The 17,950-nt window shown below is 72.1% G+C and carries 7 protein-coding genes; all 7 read left to right on the top strand.

Going from position 1 to position 17,950, the window contains the following annotated elements; translation table 11 throughout:
• The first annotated feature begins 3 nt into the window (after positions 1-3).
• The 7 genes from tssM to HDC36_RS17590 are packed head-to-tail and all read left to right on the top strand — an operon-like array spanning position 4 to position 17,871.
• Positions 4-3,522: a type VI secretion system membrane subunit TssM gene (gene tssM, locus HDC36_RS17620; RefSeq protein WP_179569890.1), complete on the top strand. Its 3,519-nt coding sequence runs from the start codon at positions 4-6 to the stop codon at positions 3,520-3,522.
• Positions 3,523-3,536: 14 nt separating this feature from the next.
• A complete protein-coding gene (gene tagF / locus HDC36_RS17615; RefSeq protein ID WP_255432795.1) occupies positions 3,537-4,106 on the top strand; it encodes a type VI secretion system-associated protein TagF in 570 nt (189 codons plus the stop codon).
• The gene (locus HDC36_RS17610) at positions 4,106-4,834 is read left to right on the top strand and encodes a PP2C family serine/threonine-protein phosphatase (RefSeq protein ID WP_179569886.1); all 729 of its coding nucleotides are present in this window, start codon (positions 4,106-4,108) and stop codon (positions 4,832-4,834) included. Before tagF ends, HDC36_RS17610 begins: the two co-directional genes overlap by 1 nt.
• A 5-nt stretch (positions 4,835-4,839) precedes the next feature.
• The gene (locus HDC36_RS17605; protein WP_179569883.1) at positions 4,840-8,478 is read left to right on the top strand and encodes a protein kinase; all 3,639 of its coding nucleotides are present in this window, start codon (positions 4,840-4,842) and stop codon (positions 8,476-8,478) included.
• Positions 8,475-8,942 (top strand): hypothetical protein, encoded by a 468-nt coding sequence (locus tag HDC36_RS17600; protein WP_179569881.1) that lies wholly within the window; start codon positions 8,475-8,477, stop codon positions 8,940-8,942. Before HDC36_RS17605 ends, HDC36_RS17600 begins: the two co-directional genes overlap by 4 nt.
• Entirely contained in the window at positions 8,939-10,636 is a 1,698-nt protein-coding gene (locus HDC36_RS17595) for a ShlB/FhaC/HecB family hemolysin secretion/activation protein (protein WP_179570539.1), read from the top strand. The genes HDC36_RS17600 and HDC36_RS17595 overlap by 4 nt, the downstream gene beginning before the upstream one ends.
• An 11-nt stretch (positions 10,637-10,647) precedes the next feature.
• Positions 10,648-17,871: a filamentous hemagglutinin N-terminal domain-containing protein gene (locus HDC36_RS17590; protein ID WP_255432794.1), complete on the top strand. Its 7,224-nt coding sequence runs from the start codon at positions 10,648-10,650 to the stop codon at positions 17,869-17,871.
• Positions 17,872-17,950: the final 79 nt, after the last annotated feature.

The following is a 17,950-nucleotide window of genomic DNA, read 5'->3' as shown; positions in this document are numbered from 1 at the left end:
GGAATGCTGCGATCCGGCTGGGTCGTGACCATGGTCGGGCTGCTGCTGGCGGCGCTGCTGATCTGGCTGATCGGCCCCTACATCGGCATCGCCGGACACCAGCCGCTGGCCGGCGCGGTGCCGCGGCTGCTGCTGATCCTGCTGCTGGTCGGCGCGTGGGCCGGCTGGCTGCAGTGGCAGCAACTGCGCGCGCGCCGGCACAGCCGCCAGCTGGCCACCGAGATGGCCACGCCGTCGGCGCTGGACGCGCTCGGCGACGACCGCCAGGCGCGCGGCGCCGACGAACGCGAGCAATTGCAGGCGCGCTTCCACGAGGCGGTGCAGGTCCTGCGCAAGCGCCGCGGCGGCGGCGACCTGTACACGCTGCCGTGGTACGTGGTGATCGGCCCGCCGGGCTCGGGCAAGAGCACCTTGTTGCAGCATTCCGGGCTGCATTTCCCGCTCGCCGCGCGTTTCGGCCAGCAGGCGCTGCGCGGCATCGGCGGCACCCGCAACTGCGATTGGTGGTTCACCGACGAAGCGGTGTTCCTGGATACCGCCGGCCGCTACACCACGCAGGATTCCGACCGCCAGGTCGATGCCGGCGCGTGGATCGATTTCCTGCGCCTGCTGCGCCGCTACCGCCGCCGCCGTCCGCTCAACGGCGTGCTGGTGACGATGAGCATGTCCGACCTGCTGCTGCTCGACGATGCCGAGCGCGACCTGCACGTGCAGGCGATCCGGCGCCGCCTGGACGAACTCAGCGAGCAGCTGAAGATGAGCGTGCCGGTGTACCTGGTGTTCACCAAGTGCGACCTGATCGGCGGCTTCGGCGAGTTCTTCGACGATCTCAATCCCGAGCAGCGCGCGCAGGTGTGGGGCGTGTCGTTCCCGCTGCCGCGCAGCCTCGACGGCAGTGCCGCGCGCGGCTTCGCCGACGAATACGCGCTGCTGCAGGAGCGGCTCAACGCGCGCCTGTTCGAACGCATGCACGTGGAGCGCGACCGCGCCCGGCGCGCGGCGATCCTGTCGTTCCCGCAGCAGTTCGCCGCGCTCGGCGAAGCGGCGCGGCAGTTCGTCGAAGGCGTGTTCGCCGGCACCGCCTACGGCACGCCGCCGCTGCTGCGCGGCGTGTACCTGACCTCGGGCACCCAGGAAGGCACCCCGATCGACCGCATGATGGGCGCGGTGGCGCGCACCTTCGGCCTAGCCGAGGCCAGCGTGCAGGCGCCGGGCGCGCAGCGCCGCACCTTCTTCGTCGAACGCCTGCTCAGCCAGGTGCTGCTGCGCGAATCCGGCCTGGCCGGGCGCGCGCCGGCGCTGGAGCGGCGCCGCGCCTGGCTGCAGGTCGCCGGCTACGCCGGTATCGCGCTGCTCGGCGCGCTGCTGCTGGGCGGCCTTGCCGGCAGCTATCTGGGCAATCGCGCCTATCTGCAACAGGTGCGCACGGCGCTGGATGCGCGCCCGCACAGCCCGGATCCGGACAGCGCGGCGACCACGCCGCAGTACTTCGCGCTGGCGCTGCAGCAATTGGAAGGTACCCGCGCGCTGGCGCAGGTCGCGCAGCAGTACCGCGACGGCGCGCCGTGGTCGATGCGGATGGGCCTGTACCAGGGCGATGCGGTCGGCGAGGAACTGCACGATGCCTACCTGCGCCAGCTCAACGGCACCCTGGTGCCGGGCGTGGCGCTGCGCCTGCGCCAGGGCATGGCCGAGAACGCGGGCGCGCCGCAGGCGCTGTACTACTACCTCAAGGGCTACCTGATGCTGGGCCAGCCGCAGCATCTGGACGCGCCGCAGCTGACCGCGCTGAGCGCGATCGAATGGCGCAAGCTGTTTCCCGCCGACACGGTGCTGCAGCAAGCCCTGGCCGGGCATTTCCAGGCGCTGCTCGACGAACCCGGACGGCTGCGCGCGTTGTCGCTGGATCCGGCGCTGCTGGAGCAGGCGCGCAACACGCTGCGTTCGGCCGACCTGGCCACGCTGGTGTACGGCAACCTCAAGCTGTCGCAACCGCAGGCCGGCGCCGAGCCGCTGCAGCTGGACAAGGCGCTGGGCCTGCTCGGCAACGTGTTTCAGCGCAGCAGCGGCACCGCACTGTCCGAACCGTTGCCGGCGCTGTACACGCAACCGGTGTTCGCCGCGCTGGCCGGGCAGGGCATCGGCGAGGCGGTCGAACAGTTCGTGCGCGACGACTGGGTGTTCGGCCCGCGCCGCATCGACGCGCTGGGCAAGGCGCGGCTGGCGCAGCAGGTGCGCGTGCTCTACGAACAGGACTACATCCGCTACTGGGACGGACTGCTGGCCGACCTGCAGCTGCAGCCGGCCGCCGACCTGCAGCAGGCCAGCGCGATCGCGGCCAAGCTGGCCGGGCCCAGTTCGCCGCTGCGGCTGCTGCTCGGCGTGGTCCGCGACAACACCCAGCAATTGCTGCGCGCGCCGCCGCCCAAGCCGGGGCAGGACGCGGCGAGCAAGGCCGCGGGCAAGGCCGGCGCGAAACTGGCGGCCAAGCTGCCCGGCGGCAACGCGGCCATGGCCGCGGCGCTGGCCGCCAGCGGCGACGCCGGCGATGCCGGTGCCGCGCCGCCCGGCGAGGCCATCGCCAGCCATTTCGCCGCGCTCAACGCGCTCGCCAGCGGTGCGCCCGGCGCCACGCCGCTGGACCACCTGCTCGGCGTGCTCGACCAGCTCAGCAAGACCCTGCTGACCATGACCGATCCGGCCACCGCCACGCCGCAGCCCAATGCGCAATTGCTGCTGGCGCGGCAGGAAGCGGCGCAACTGCCGCCGCCGCTGTCGGGCTGGCTGCAGGCCTTGACCGGCAGCAGCGCCGCGCTGATGACGCGTGGTGCGCAGACCGCGCTGGACGCGCAGGTGCAGCAGGCGGTCGGCGTGGTCTGCGCCGAATTCGTCAAGGGCCGCTATCCGTTCGATCCGGCCAGCGCGCAGGAGATCCCGCTGCAGAACTTCGGCGAGCTGTTCGGCGTCGGCGGGCGCTTCGATGCGCTGTACCGCGACGCGCTGCAGAAGCTGCTCGACACCAGCGGCCGCGACTGGCGCTGGAAGAGCGGCCCGGATGCGCTGGCCGGCGCGCCGGGCTTGCCGGCGCAGCTGCAGCTGGCCGAGCGCATCAAGCAGAAATACTTCCGCGGCGCGGCGCAGCCGGAGGTCGGCTTCACCGTGCTGGCGCCGATCCTGGATGCCGGCGTGGCGCGGCTGACCGTGGACATCGAAGGCCAGCGCTTCGACTACACCGCCGGCGGCGTGGACAGCATGCCGATGAAATGGCCCGGGCCCACCCCCGGCCACGTCAGCATCGCCGCCTTCGGCGCCGACGGCGCGGCGCTGGGCCGGCTCGACTACCAGGGCGACTGGGCGCTGTTCCGCGCCCTGCAGGCCGGCGACCTGCAGAACCCGTCCGACCTGCGCTTCGTCGCCCATTTCGATGTCGGGGGACATGCGGTGCAACTGCCGCTGCGCGCCGGCAACCTGCGCCATCCCTTCCTCGACGCCGACGTGCGTCGTTTCGCGTGTGGGGGTTGAGGATGCCGCAGGCCATGCAGCCCGGATTCTTCGGCAAGCTGCCGAGCGCCGGCGACTTCGTGCAGCGGCGGTTGCCGCCGGCGTTCGTCGAACCGTGGGACCGGCATTTTTCGCAGCTGATCGCCGGCGCGCGCGACCAGCTCGGCACGCAGTGGGCGCCGGCCTACCGCGGCAGCGGCCTGCATGCGTTCGTGCTCGGCAGCGGCCTGTGCGGCGCGGGAGCCTGGGCCGGCGTGCTGGGGCCGGGCGAGGACCGGGTCGGCCGCTGCTTCCCGCTGGCGATCGCGCTGCCGCTGGCGCAGGCCGCGCCGGACCGCAGTTGGTATGCGCGTGCGGCCACGCTGCTCGGCCAGGCGCTGGCCGATCGCACGCTGGGCGTGGAGGCGTTCGACGCGCAGCTGCTGGCGCTGGCGCCGGATCCGGACGCCACCGCCATTCCCAATGCGCCGCGCGCGTTGGCCGGGCAGGCGTTGTGGTGGAGCGGCGACGGCGTGGTGCAGCACAGCGTCGGCCTGTTGTCCGCGCACGACTACCTGGGCTGGCTGGCGCCGGCCGCGCTCGCGCTGCCGGAGGCCACGCGCTGATGGCCGCGCTGCACTACCGCTCCGCCGGGCATACCGAAGTCGGCAAGGTGCGTCGCCACAACGAGGACGCGCTGCTGCTGCGCGACGACGCCGGGCTCTGGGTGGTCGCCGACGGCCTCGGCGGGCATGCCGCCGGCGACTACGCCAGCGGCTTGATCGTCGAGCGCCTGGCGACGCTGCCGCGCGCGGCCGACGTATGCGATTTCATCGAAGCGATCGAAGACGCGCTGGCGCAGATCAACACCGAGTTGCTGCGCTGCGCCGAGCAGCGCCAGGTCGACATGATCGCCTCCACCGTGGTGCTGCTGGTGCACGATCCGGATTTCATGCTGTACGGCTGGGTCGGCGACAGCCGCGGCTACGGCCGCCTCGAGGGGCCGCTGCGCCAGCTCACCCGCGACCACGTGCACGGGGTCAAGGACGACGCCACCCAGTTCGCGCAGGCCGGCGCCAGCGCCGAGCCGGCCGCCAACGCCGGCGTGCTGACCCGCGCGGTCGGCGCGCAGGAACCGCTGTTCGTGGACTGGGTGCTGGCGCCCAGCGCGTCCGGCGCGCAGTTCCTGCTGTGCAGCGACGGCATCAACAAGGAAATCCCCGACCCGGAGCTGGATGCCGAGTGCCGCCTGCATGGCGAGCCGCAGGCGCTGCTGACGCGGTTGTTCGAATTGGCGATGGGCCGGGCGGCGCGCGACAACGTCACCGCCGTCGTCGTCCGCCTGCAGGAGTGAAGGACGTGCATGAAGATACCGCTACCGTCGTCGAGCTGGTCGCCGCGATGCGCACCGGCGAGCTGGACCTGAAGGCCGTGCTCGACGCATTGGCCAAACGCAGCGCCGTGCCCGAAGCCGATTACCGGGCCGGGGTGGAAACGCTGTGGCAGCTGCGCCAGCAGCACCTGCTCGACGATGTCACCGTGACCACGCTGGTGACCCGCCTCGACGCCTTGCGCGCGGACGGCGGCAGCGCGCCCGTGGCCGCGCCGATCGACGACGACGCCACCGTGGTGATGCCGCGCCGTGCCGCGCCGCTGCCATCGGCCGTCGAGGACGATGCCACCCGCGTGCAACCGGCGATGCCGCTGCCGCAGGCCGGCGCCGACAGCACCGGCGCCACCGGCACCGGTGGTGCGACCGGCACTGCGGGCACCGCCAGCCTGTCCAGCTGGCAGCGCCTGGCCGATGCCGCCGGCGGCGACTACGCCACGGTCGGCACGCTGCTGAAGGGCCGCTTCTACCTGGAGCGCGAACTCGGCCGCGGCGGCATGGGCGTGGTCTATCTGGCGCGCGACGAACGCAAGGTCGAGGCCCGCGACCGCGACCCGTGGCTGGCGGTGAAGGTGCTCAGCGACGAGTTCCGCCGCCATCCCGATTCGTTGATCGCGCTGCAGCGCGAGGCGCGGCGCTCGCAGAAGCTGGCCCACGACAACATCGTGCGCGTCTACGACTTCGACAAGGACCGCACCCTGGTCTTCATGACCATGGAGTACATCGACGGCTGCGACCTGAAGACGCTGATCCGCGAACAGGCCTACAACGGCATGCCGCTGGCGCGCGCGCGGCCGCTGATCGAAGGCATGGCCCGGGCCCTGGCGCGGGCGCATGCCGCCGGCGTGGTGCATTCGGATTTCAAGCCGGGCAACGTGATGGTCACCCGCGACGGCGTGGCCAAGGTGTTCGACTTCGGCATCGCCCGCGCCGGCAAGCACGCCGCCGACGTGGCCGGCGAGCAGACCGTGTTCGACGCGGCCACGCTCGGCGCGCTGACCCCCGCCTACGCCAGCCTGGAGATGATCCGCGGCCAGGAACCCACGCCGGCCGACGACATCTACGCGCTGGGCTGCGTGTGCTTCGAACTGCTCACCGGCAAGCATCCGTTCGACAAGCTCAGCGCCGAAGTGGCCTTGCGCGACAAGCGCGTGCCGCCGCCGGTGCCGGGCCTGACCAGGCGCCAGTACCAGACCCTGTGCGCAGCGGTGGCGTTTCCCGCCGCGCAGCGCCTGAGCAAGGTGGAGGCGCTGCTGGACGGCCTGCGCGAGGTGCCGCTGCGCGAGCGCGCGCTGCCGCTGCTCGGCTACGGCACCGCGGCGCTGGTGCTGGTCGGGGCCGGCGGCTGGGGCGCCTCGCGCTATCTGCACCAGCGCCATCTGGAGCAGGTCACCGCGCGCTTCGGCGCGGCCGATCCGCAGCGCTACGTCGACGAGACCCAGGCGATGCAGGCGCTGGCCAGCCTCGACGACGACGACCGCCGGCGCCTGCTGGTGGACCGCGGCGACCTGATCCAGGATTTCCTGCTGCGCCGGCTGGATGCGCTGTGGAACCCGGCCAGCGGGCGCTACGACTATCGCGGCGCGCTGCAGGTGTTCGCGTTACGCGACCGGCTGCGGCTGTATTCGCCGGCGCTGGACGCGCGCCGCGAGAGCATGGAGCGCGAGAAGAACGAACGCCTCAACGCGCTGGATACCGCGCTCAACGCGCAGATCGCCGCCGGCGCCATCTTCCGCGACCGCGCCGACAACGCACTGGCCACGCTGGACCAGGTGCGGCGCATCGATCCGAACAGCGCCCTGCTGCGCCACCCGGAACTGGAGTTGCGCCTGGACGCGGCGATCCAGCAGTCGGCCGACACCCAGCAGTGGGCGCAGGCGCGCACCCGCCTGCAACAGGCGCGTGCGGCGCTGCCCGATTCGCTGCGTCTGCAGTTGCGCGGCGCGCAGCTGGAACTGGCGCAGCACCATGCCAGCCAGCCCGCGGCAGCGGCGTTGCACGATCCGGCGCAGGCGCGCAAGGCGCTGGCTACGCTGCTGGCCGAACCTTCCGCCGACCCGGACTGGCAGGACAACGTGGAAGCGGCGCTGGCGGTGCTGCCGGCGGCCGAGCGCGATGCGCAGGACGCGGCGCTGGCGGCGGCGATCGCCGCGGCGGTCGCGCCGCAGAGCGATCCGCTGCAGTTGCCGGGCGCGCAGGCCCTGGTCGATTTCGGCCTGACCCAGGCGCCGCAGGCGCCGCAGCTGCTGGCCCAGCGCGCGCGCCTGCAGACCCTGCAGCAACAGTTGCAGACCATGCTGGCGCGCGAGAGCGCCGAGGCCGAAGTGACCTCGCGGATCGAATCGATGCGCCGCGCCGCGGCCGCCAACGATCTGGACAAGGCGCGCCAGGCGCTGGCGCGCATCGGCGCGCTGCAGCCGCAACATCCGTTCCTGCAGAAGGAAGCGCCGCAGCTGCTGGCCGGGGTCTATCTCGGCAACGCCGCCGGCGCGTTCCGCCAGGGCCGTTATCGGCAGGCCGCCGAGGTGCTCGGCCAGGGCGTCGCCGCACTCGGCGACCGCGCCGAACTGCGCGCCGCGCAGGCCCGCTACGACGTCGTCGCGGCGGTGATGGACGCTGCGACGCCGTCCCTGCCCGCTGCCGAACGGCAGCGCCTGGGCCAGCGCCTGGAGGCGCTGTACCGCAGCGATGCGCAGGCGATGGCGCAGTTGGAAGCCGACCTGAAGGCGCGCGGGCAGCTACCCGAAGGCACGCTCGGCGCGCGCCTGCAGCGCCAGGCCGGCAGCGATGCGCCGGGTTCCGATGCAGTGGTGCCGACGGCGGCCGCGGCGACCGAGCCCGTCGCTAAGGACGCCACGCGCAAGCCGGCGACCGGCAAGCCCGCCGCCAAGCCGGCGACCGCGCCTGCGGCCAGCGCACGCGCGCCCGCCGCCGGCGCGGCGAGCGACGAGGACCCGTTGCCGCCGGTGCCGACCGGCCCCGATCCTTGCGCCGCCGCCGCACCCGGACGCGGCAGGGCCTGCTTCGATGCGCTCGGCGCGCAGCGCGGGCCGATGCTGGTGGTGGTGCCCGGCCTGGCCGGCGGCAAGCCCTACGCGCTGTCGCGCGCGGAAGTGGCGGTGGCCGATTTCAACCTGTTCTGCCAGGCCACCGGCAAGTGCACCGCGCAACCGGCCGGGGACCTGGAACTGGCGCGTGCGCCGGTGCGCAACATCAGCCTGACCCAGGCCCGTGCCTACCTGCGCTGGCTGACCATCGCCAGCGGCGGCTGGCGCTATCGCCTGCCCACCGATGCCGAATGGCAGCACGCCGCGCAGGCCGGCAGCGACTGGCGGCAAGCGGAAGACAGCAATTGCGTGCCGCCCACCGCCAGCGCCAGCGACGGCAGCCGCGCACCGTTGCCGCCGCGCGGCCGCGAACCCAATCCGTGGGGGCTGGTCAATGTCACCGGCAACGTCTGGGAGTGGGTGTCCAGCGGCGCCGGAGTGCAGGCGCGCGGCGGCAGTTTCGCCAGCTATTGGGCCGATTGCACGGTGCAGGCGCGGCGCGCCGACAACGGCTCGGCGCAGCCGGACGTGGGCCTGCGCGTGCTGCGGGAGCTGCCATGAACGAGGCCCAGCAACTGGCCAACGCGCACTTGCAGGCCCTGGCCGAGGCCTACCAGCACGGCCGCATCGGCCGCGACGAATACCGCGCGCGCCGGCGCAACGTGCTGGCCTCCGTGCGCGGCGCCGGGCAGGGGGTGACCCATCGCAATGCGCTGCGGCCGACCGTCGTCGTCGCCGCGCCGGACGCCACGCGCGCCGCGCACGAGCCGCTGCGGGCGCTGTTCGCCGACGCGCCGGCGCGCCGCCGCCGGCGCTGGCTCGTCGTGTTTATTTTCGTGACGCTGCTCGCATTTCTGCTGCTATTCTTCGCTGGTGCCGTGCCCGCATTCGCAGGGCAGGCGCAAGCGGCGGCCGCTCCCGATCCGCGCGCGCATCGCCTCGTCGATGCCGCAAGGCCCGGGACGCAGTGGGGCGAGGCCGGCGCACGACAGGGAATCGTTCCAGGGGAAATCGCATGCGTATGACGTGTCTGGCCGCGGCCGTGTCCGCGTGGCTCGCTGCCGTTCCGGCGTGGGCGCAGTTGCCGCCTGCCGCCGCCGACACCGGCATGGCGGCCAGCGGCGCCAGCGCCACGCTGCCGCCGCTGAAGGATCGCGAGGACAACGCGGTGACCTTGCAGGTCCGCGGCTTCCGCGTGCGCGACGTCGGCGAACACGCCAAGGCCGGCATCACCCCGGCCAGCGTGCAGGCGCTGGCCGATGCGCAATTCCAGGCACTGGCGCAGGGCCAGCCTGTGGTGGCGCTGCGTTTCGAACAACTGCAGGCGGTGGCCGACGCGATCACCCGCGCCTACCGCCTGTCCGGCTTCATCGTCAGCACCGCCTACCTGCCGGCGCAGACTCCGGGGCCGGAACAGATCGTCGAGATCCGCGTGCTCGAAGGCCGTGTCGGCCAGGTCGAGGTCAAGGGCGCATCGCGCTACCGCGCCAGCACCCTGGCCGCGCCGCTGCAGGCATTGCAGGGGCGGGCACTGCGCAAGCAGGACGTGGACAGCGCGTTGCTGTACGTGCGCGACCTGCCGGGCGTGTCGGTGTCCTCGGTGCTGCAGCCGGGCCAGCACGAAGGCGAGACCGACGTGCTGCTGGTCGCCAGCGAAGCGCCGCGCCCGTATGCGATCAGCCTGGGCGGCAACAACTACGGCACCGAGTTGACCGGCCGCTACCGCGCCCAGCTCGGCCTGGCCTGGAACAGCCCGCTCGGCCTGGGCGATGTGCTTTCCGCCAACTACGCCTATTCGCTGGACCCGCGGCAGAGCCGGATCGGCGCGCTGTCCTATGCGCTGCCGGTGCCGGCGGTGCCCGGGTTCGGCGCGGTGATCGGCGCCAGCCGCAGCGAACTGGAAGTGCGCAACGGCGTGTTCGCCACGCTCGGCCTGCAGGGTCCGACCTCGGTGGTCTACCTCGGCAGCGACTGGAAGTTCGTCAATCGCGAGAACCTGCAATGGCAGGCCTCGGCGCGCTACCTGCGCGAGCAGTCGCGGCTCAGCGCCGCCGGCATCCAGCTGTCCGACCAGAAGTTCGACGTGGTCGAACTGAGCAGCGCGCTGCGCCGCACCGACCTGCGCTGGCGCGGCATCGACCTGCTGCAGCTGAGCCTGCGCCAGTCGCTGAAGGACCGCTCGGCGACGCCGGACCTGGTCAGCCCGGAACACGACAGCCACTTCAGCATCGCGCGGCTGAGCTATACGCGCATGCAGTACCTCAGCCGTACCCAGCGCCTGTACCTCAAGCTCAACGGCCAGTACAGCGACGACGCACTGACCCCGATGGAGCAGTTCGCGGTCGGCGGGCCGGACAGCGTGCGCGCCTACCCGGTGTCCGACGCGCTCGGCGATCGCGGCTACTACGCCGCGCTGGAGTATCACGTCGATGCGCCCGGCTTCGCCGACGCCGCCTCGCCGTTCAACGGCCGGCCGTGGCGCGAGGTGCTGGAGCTGGACGTGTTCGCCGACCACGCGCAGGTCTATCCGGCCGGCGGCAACCGCGCGACCACCGCCGCGGTGACCACGTTCGATGGCGTCGGTGCCGGCGTCACCGTGCGCGTGCCGCAATGGAAGAGCTTCGAGCTGCGGCTCAGCGCCGCAAAGCCGACGGGCGGGCGCGATGCGTCCGACGGACGCGACGTCCGTTTCTATTCGCGTTTCGGTTTCACCTTTTGAGGAATCCGCTCATGTCCGCCATCGCCCAGACTTCGATCGCCCCCCATGCCGTACGCCGCTGCGCGTTGCGCCATTCGCCGCTCGCGCTGGCCCTGGCGGTCGCGCTCGGCGCGGCGCCGGGCATGGCGGCGGCGCAGGTGGCGAGCACCCAGCTGCCGACCGGCGGCAGCATCGCCGGCGGCACCGGCACCATCAATGCGGCCAGCGGCGCGACCCTGACCATCGACCAGACCTCCAGCCGGATGGCGTTGAACTGGTCCACCTTCGACATCGGCTCGGCGGCGACGGTGACGTTCAACCAGCCGTCCACCAGCGCCGCGGTGCTGAACCTGGTGCAGGGCGGCAATCCCACGCAGATCTTCGGGAATCTCAACTCCAACGGCCAGGTGTTCCTGATCAACCCCAACGGGATCATCTTCGGCAGCACCGCGCAGTTCAACGTCGGCGGGCTGGTGGCCAGCACCCTTGGCATCAGCGCCTCCGATTTCATGAGCGGCAACGACACGCTCGACGCCGGCGGCAACACGGTCGCGCTGATGTCCAACAGCGGCACCATCAACGCCGCCGCCGGCGCGGTCGACCTGATCGGCGGCAAGGTGGTCAACAGCGGCACCATCACCGCCAGCGCCGGCAACATCAATCTGGTCGGCGCCGACAAGGTCACCCTCACCTTCGAAAGCGGCGGCTTCGGCGTCGTCGTCGACAAGGCCTTGCAGCTGCAGCTGGACATCCTGGCGGTGGACAACAGCGGTACCCTCAGCGCGCCCGGCGGCATCATCACGCTGCAGGCGCGCGCCGCGCAGGGCTTGTTCGACCAGTTGATCAACAACAGCGGCACCATCACCGCCGCCGCCCTCAGCAGCGGCAGCGACGGCAGCGTGTCGCTGGTCGCCAACGGCGCCGGCCAGACCGGCATCGGCGGCAGCGGCAGCATCGACGTGGGCAGCGGCGCGATCAGCATCAGCACCGAGCGCAGCGTGCAGCAGAGCGGCACCTACACCGCCGGCACCCTGAGCGGCAGCATCGGCGGCAACGCCAGCTTCAGCGGCAGCAACCGCATTGCCGCACTCGGCACGCTGGACGTGAGCGGCAACCTGAGCCTGTCCAATGCCATCGACCTGACGCAGTCCGGTGCGTTGACGGTGGGCGGCAGCAGCAGCTTCTCGCTGGGCAGCCATGCGCTGACGCTGGACAACGCCGGCAACGACTTCGGGCAGGCGGTCGGCCTGAGCAGCGGCACCACCACGATCGTCGACAGCGGCGCGCTGACCCTGGGCACGCTGGCCACCGGCAATCTCACGGCGACCAGCAGCGGCGCTCTCAATCTCGGCAGCGGCACGGTGAGCGGCACGCTGGCTGCCACCAGCAACGGCGGCGCAATCACACAGTCCGCGAGCAATGCGCTGACCGTCACCGGCACCAGCAATCTCAACGCCGGTACCGGTTCGATCACTCTGCAGCGCGCCGCTAACGATTTCGGCGGCGCGGTGTCGCTGACCGGCAGCGGGATCGCCCTGGCCGACACCAATAACCTGACCATCGCCGCGTTGACCCTGGGCAGCAACAGCGCGCTGTCGCTGTCCGCGGCCGGTACGCTGACCTTGCCGGGCAGCGCGATCGCCACCGGCAGCGCCAACCTGAGCCTGCACAGCGGCAACGTCCTGGCCACCGCCGCGGCGCTGTCAGGCAGCAACGTGAGCCTGAGCGGCGACGCCGGCATCGCCCTGGCGCACGACGTCACCGCGACCGGCACGCTGGCGCTGAGCGCCGTCAACAGCGCGATCGTGCAGAGCGCCGGCGCAGTGACGGTGACCGGCACCAGCAGCGTCAACGCCGGCAGCGGCACGATCGCCTTGAGTGGCGCCGGCAACCACTTCGGCCAGGCGGTCAGCCTGACCGGCGGCACCACCGCGATCACCGACAGCGGCGCGCTCACCCTCGGCACGCTGGCGACCGGCAACCTGACCGCGACCGGCACCGGCGCGCTCAACCTGGGCCGCGGCACGGTGACCGGCGCGTTGTCGGCGACCAGCAACGGCGGTGCGATCACCCAGTCCACCAGCAACCCGCTCACCGTCACCGGCACCAGCACCCTCAATGCCGGCACCGGCGCCATTACCCTGACCACCAGCGGCAACGATTTCGGCCAGGCGGTCAGCCTGACCGGCGGCATCACCCAGATCACCGACAGCAACGCGCTGACCCTGGGCACGCTGGCCACCGGCAACCTCACCGCGACCAGCAGCGGCGCCTTGAACCTGGGCGGCGGCAGCGTGACCGGCACGCTGGATGCGACCAGCAACGGCGGGGCGATCGGTCAAAGCAACGCGCTGACCGTCACCGGCCTGGCCGAGATCGACGCCGGCACCGGCGCGATCGCGCTGGGGAACGCCGGCAACGATTTTCAGGCGGCGGTGACGCTGACCGGCGGCACCACGGCGATCACCGACGGCGGCGCATTGACCCTCGGCACCCTGACCACCGGCAATCTCACCGCGACCAGCACAGGCGCACTGAACCTGGGCCACGGCACGGTGACTGGCATCTTGGCTGCGATCAGCAACGGCGGCGCGATCACCCAGTCCGCGAGCAATCCGCTGACCGTCACCGGCACCAGCACCCTCAATGCCGGTAGCGGCGCGATCACACTGGACGACGTCGCCAACGACTTCGGCGGCGCCGTGTCGCTGACCGGCAGCGGCATCCGCCTGGCCGACGGCAACGACCTCACCGTGTCCGCGCTGACCCTGGGCAACAACAGCGCGCTGTCCCTGTCTGCGACCGGCACGCTGACGTTGCCGAGCAGCGCGATCGCCACCGGCAGTGCCAACCTGAGCCTGCACAGCGGCAACGCGCTGGCCACGGCCGCAGCGCTGTCCGGCAGCAACGTCAGCCTGAGCGGCGACGACGGCATCACCCTGGCGCACGACGTCACCGCCACCGGCACGCTGACGCTGACCACCGTCGACAGCGCGATCGCCCAGAGCGCCGGCGCAATCACCGCCTCCGCCACCAGCAGCGTCAATGCGGGCAGCGGCGCGATCACGTTGACCGGCGCTGGCAACCACTTCGGGCAGGCGGTCAGCCTGACCGGCGGCGCCACGGCGATCACCGACAGCGGTGCACTGACCCTGGGAACGTTGGCCACCGGCAACCTCGCTGCGACCAGCAACGGCGCTTTGAACCTGGGTAGCGGTACGGTGACAGGCACCTTGGCCGCGACCAGCAATGGCGGCGCGATCGTTCAGTCCACCAGCAACCCATTGACGGTCACCGGCACCAGCAATCTCAATGCCGGTAGCGGCGCGATCACCCTGACCACCAGCGGCAACGACTTCGGCCAGACGATCAGCCTCACCGGCGGCACCACCCAGATCACCGACAGCAATGCGCTGACCCTGGGCACGCTGGCGACCGGCGATCTCACCGTCACCAGCAGCGGCGCCTTGAATCTGGGCAGCGGCAGCGTGACCGGCACCCTGGCCGCGACCAGCAACGGCAATGCGATCACCCAATCCACCACCAACGCACTCGGCGTCACGGGCACCAGCAATCTCAACGCCGGCGCCGGATCGATCACCCTGACCACCAACGGCAACGACTTCGGCCAGGCGATCAGCCTCACCGGTGGCATCACCCAGATCACCGACAGCAACACGCTGACGCTCGGCACGCTGGCCACCGGCAACCTCACCGCGACCAGCAGCGGCGCACTGGACCTGGGCAGCGGCACGGTCAACGGCGCGCTGACTGCGATCAGCAACGGCGGCGCGATCACCCAGTCCACCACCAACGCACTCGGCGTCACCGGCACCAGCAACGTCAATGCCGGCAGCGGCGCCATCACCCTGACCACCAGCGGCAACGATTTCGGCCAGGCGGTCAACCTCACCGGCGGCACCACCGCGATCGCCGACAGCAACGCGCTGACGCTCGGCACGCTGACCACCGGCAACCTCACCGCGACCAGCACCGGTGCCTTGAACCTGGGCAGCGGCACGGTGACCGGCACCCTCGCCGCGACCAGCAATGGCGGTGCGATCACCCAGTCCACCACCAATGCACTGGTCGTCACCGGTGCCGGCACCCTCAACGCCGGCGCCGGATCGATCACCCTGACCACCAGCGGCAACGACTTCGGCCAGGCGGTCAGCTTGACCGGCGGCAGCGTCGCGATCGCCGACAGCAACGCGCTGACGCTCGGCACGTTGACCACCGGCAACCTCGTCGCGACCAGCAACGGCGCGCTGAGCCTTGGCAGCGGCATGGTCAACGGCGCATTGACCGCGACCAGCAACGGTGGCGCGATCACCCAGTCCACCACCAACGCACTGGTCGTCACCGGCAGTAGCAACCTCGACGCCGGTAACGGATCGATCACGCTGGCCACTGCCGGCAACGACTTCGGCCAGGCGGTCAGCTTGACCGGCGGCAGCAGCGCGATCACCGACAGCAACGCACTGACCCTGGGCACGCTGACCACCGGCAACCTCACCGCGACCAGCAGCGGTGCGCTGAATCTGGGCAGCGGCACGATCAACGGCGCGCTGACCGCGACCAGCAACGGCGGCGCCATCACCCAATCCGCCAGCAGCCCGCTCACGGTCGCCGGCACCAGCACGCTCGATGCCGGCAGCGGGTCGATCGTGCTCGCCAACGCCGGCAACGACTTCGTCGGCGCGGTCGATCTCAGCGGCAGCGGCATCCAGCTCGCCGACCGCAACGACCTGAGCATCGCCGCCGTCCACAACGGCAACAACGCCGCGCTGTCGCTGCTCGCCGACGGTTCGCTCGACCTGCCGGGCGGCGCGATCGACACCGGCAGCGGCGATCTGAGCCTGATCGCCCGCCACGGCACCCTGCATCTGGGCGGCGCGCTGAGCGGCCACAACCTGACCCTCGGCGGTGGCAGCGGCCTGAGCCTGGCCGACGACGTCGCCGCGACCGGCACCCTGCAGCTGAGCACGGACAACGCGGCCATCGTGCAGTCGGGTGGTGCGCTGACCGTCGGCGGCAGCAGCACCCTGTCCACCGGCAGCGGCAGCATCGCCCTGACCGGTGCCGGCAACCATTTCGCCGGCAGCGTCGACATCGCCGGCGGCGCGGTGCAACTGCATGACAGCGGCGCGCTGACGTTGGGCACGCTGTCGGTCGACAGCCTGGCGGTGAGCAGCGGTGGCGCGCTGAACCTCGGCAGCGGCACGGTACGCGGCGCCCTGCAGGCCGACAGCGGCAACGCCGCGATCGGCCAGAGCGGCGCGCTCGACATCGGCGGCGCCACTCGCCTGATGGCCGGCAGCGGCGCGATCACGCTGGACCAGGCCAACCGCTTCGCCGGCACGCTGGCATTCGACGGTGGCGCCGTCCGCATCGACGCGCTCGACGCGCTGACCCTGGGTGCCTCCAACGCCACCGCGTTGCAGCTCGCCACCACCGGTGCGCTGAGCCAGAACGGCGCATTGATCGTGATCGGCGATACCGCGATCGCCACCGGCAGCGGTGCCATCGCGCTCGACAACGCCGGCAACGACTTCCAGGGCCTGCTAGCGCTCAGCGGCGGTGCCGCGCGCATCCGCGACGTCAACGCGTTGTCCCTGGGGACGCTGTCGCTGGGCGCGCTGGACGTCGGCAGCCAAGGCGCACTGAACCTGGGCGAAGGCAGCATCGCCGGCGACCTGGTCGCCGCCAGCGGCGGCGGCGCGGTGAGCCAGCGCGGCGCGCTGCAGGTGGGCGGCAGCACCACGATCGACAGCGGCGGCGGCGCGATCGCGTTGGACACGGCCGGCAACGACTTCCAGGGCGAAGTGAACCTCGCCGGCGGCGCCGTCACCCTGCGCGACCGCAACGCACTGGCGCTGGGCAGCGTGGCGGTCGCCGCGCTGAACGTGACCAGCGGCGGCGCCTTGTCGCTGGGCCAGGGCCGCATCGGCGGCGATCTGGTCGCACGCAGCGATGCTGGCGGCGGCACCACCTCCAGCATCGTCACCGCCAGCGTCGCCACGCCGGCGGCGAGCGGCGGCGGCATCGGCCAGCGCGGCGCGCTGACCGTCGCCGGCGCCACGACCCTGGATGCCGGCAGCGGCGCGATCGCGCTGACCGATGCCGGCAACGATTTCCAGGGCACGGTGCAGGCCAGCGGCGGCGACATCGCCATCGCCGATCGCAACGATTTGACGGTGGCGGCGCAGGCCAGCGGCAGCCTGGCGCTGAGCGCGGCCGGCGCGCTGCGCACGGCCGGCGCGTTGCGCGGCAGCAGCATCGGCTTGAGCGCCGGTGGCGACCTGGGCCTGGGCCACGACGTGAGCAGCGGCGGCAGCCTGCAATTGCACAGCGGCGGCGCGATCGCGCAGACCGCCGGCACGCTCAGTGCCGCGTCGCTGAGCGGCAGTTCCGGCGGCGCCACCAGCCTGACCGGCGCCAACGCCATCGCCGCGCTCGGCGCCTTCGACGCGACGCAGCTGAGCCTGCGCACGCTGGGCGACCTGAGCGTGACCGGTCCGGTCGCGGTCGCCGGTGCGCTGCGCCTGGATGCGGGCGGCGATCTGGCGATCGGCAGCGCGCTCAGCGGCCAGAGCGTCTGGCTGCAGGCCGGCGGCGACCTGAGCGAAACCGGCAGCGGCCGCATCAGCGCCGACACGCTGAGCGGCAGCGTCGGCGGCAGCACCCGGCTGGGCGCCGCCGGTGCGGCGATCGACAACCGCATCGGCACCCTGGGCGATTTTTCCTCGCCCGGCGGCTTCAGCCTGACCAATGGCCAGAGCCTGACCCTGTCCGCGCTCAACGGCAGCGCCTACACCGTCGATGCCGGCACCTCGGCGCTGTACCTGGCGGTGCTCGGCGACCTGCTGCAGGCCGACACCACCTGGCTGTACGACGGCGCCGGCACCTTCTCGGCCAGCGGCCGCATCGGCACCGCCGCCAATCCGATCTACGTGCTGGGCGTGCGCAACCAGACCGTGGCGGCGATCGGCCTGCCGCCGGCGTACTTCTACGCGCTCGCCGCCGACGGCAGCCTGCTCGGCGTGGTTGGCGAGTCGGGCATCAACGTACCGACCTCGGCGTTCGCCAGCCGCGCGCAGAGTTCCAGCAACCGCACCATCGCCTACGTGGACCTGAGCGCGGCCAACGCCAACTACCGCGCGTTCGGCCTGGTCAAGCCGGGCCTGCGCCTGCCGGCCGACCAGCAGCCGGCCTGCGACGCCGACGATCCGGATGCGCAATGCACGCAGGAATGAGCGCACCGCGCCGCCGTCCCGTTTCCCTGCCGGCGTGCGCCCTCGCCACGCCGGCCGCATCCGCCCCGGAGTGATTGCG

This window comes from Xanthomonas sp. JAI131 (genome assembly GCF_013410075.1).
Lineage (GTDB): Bacteria > Pseudomonadota > Gammaproteobacteria > Xanthomonadales > Xanthomonadaceae > Xanthomonas_A > Xanthomonas_A bonasiae.
Note: the sequence above shows the minus strand (reverse complement) of the source record. Positions and strands in the feature narration are given on the sequence as shown.

What these genes read in the sequence shown, in the direction of transcription:
- tagF (WP_255432795.1), top strand. Translation starts at nt 3,537, where the DNA reads ATGCAGCCCGGATTCTTCGGCAAGCTGCCGAGCGCCGGCGACTTCGTG.
- tssM (WP_179569890.1), top strand. Translation starts at nt 4, where the DNA reads ATGCTGCGATCCGGCTGGGTCGTGACCATGGTCGGGCTGCTGCTGGCG.
- HDC36_RS17600 (WP_179569881.1), top strand. Translation starts at nt 8,475, where the DNA reads ATGAACGAGGCCCAGCAACTGGCCAACGCGCACTTGCAGGCCCTGGCC.
- HDC36_RS17590 (WP_255432794.1), top strand. Translation starts at nt 10,648, where the DNA reads ATGTCCGCCATCGCCCAGACTTCGATCGCCCCCCATGCCGTACGCCGC.
- HDC36_RS17610 (WP_179569886.1), top strand. Translation starts at nt 4,106, where the DNA reads ATGGCCGCGCTGCACTACCGCTCCGCCGGGCATACCGAAGTCGGCAAG.
- HDC36_RS17595 (WP_179570539.1), top strand. Translation starts at nt 8,939, where the DNA reads ATGACGTGTCTGGCCGCGGCCGTGTCCGCGTGGCTCGCTGCCGTTCCG.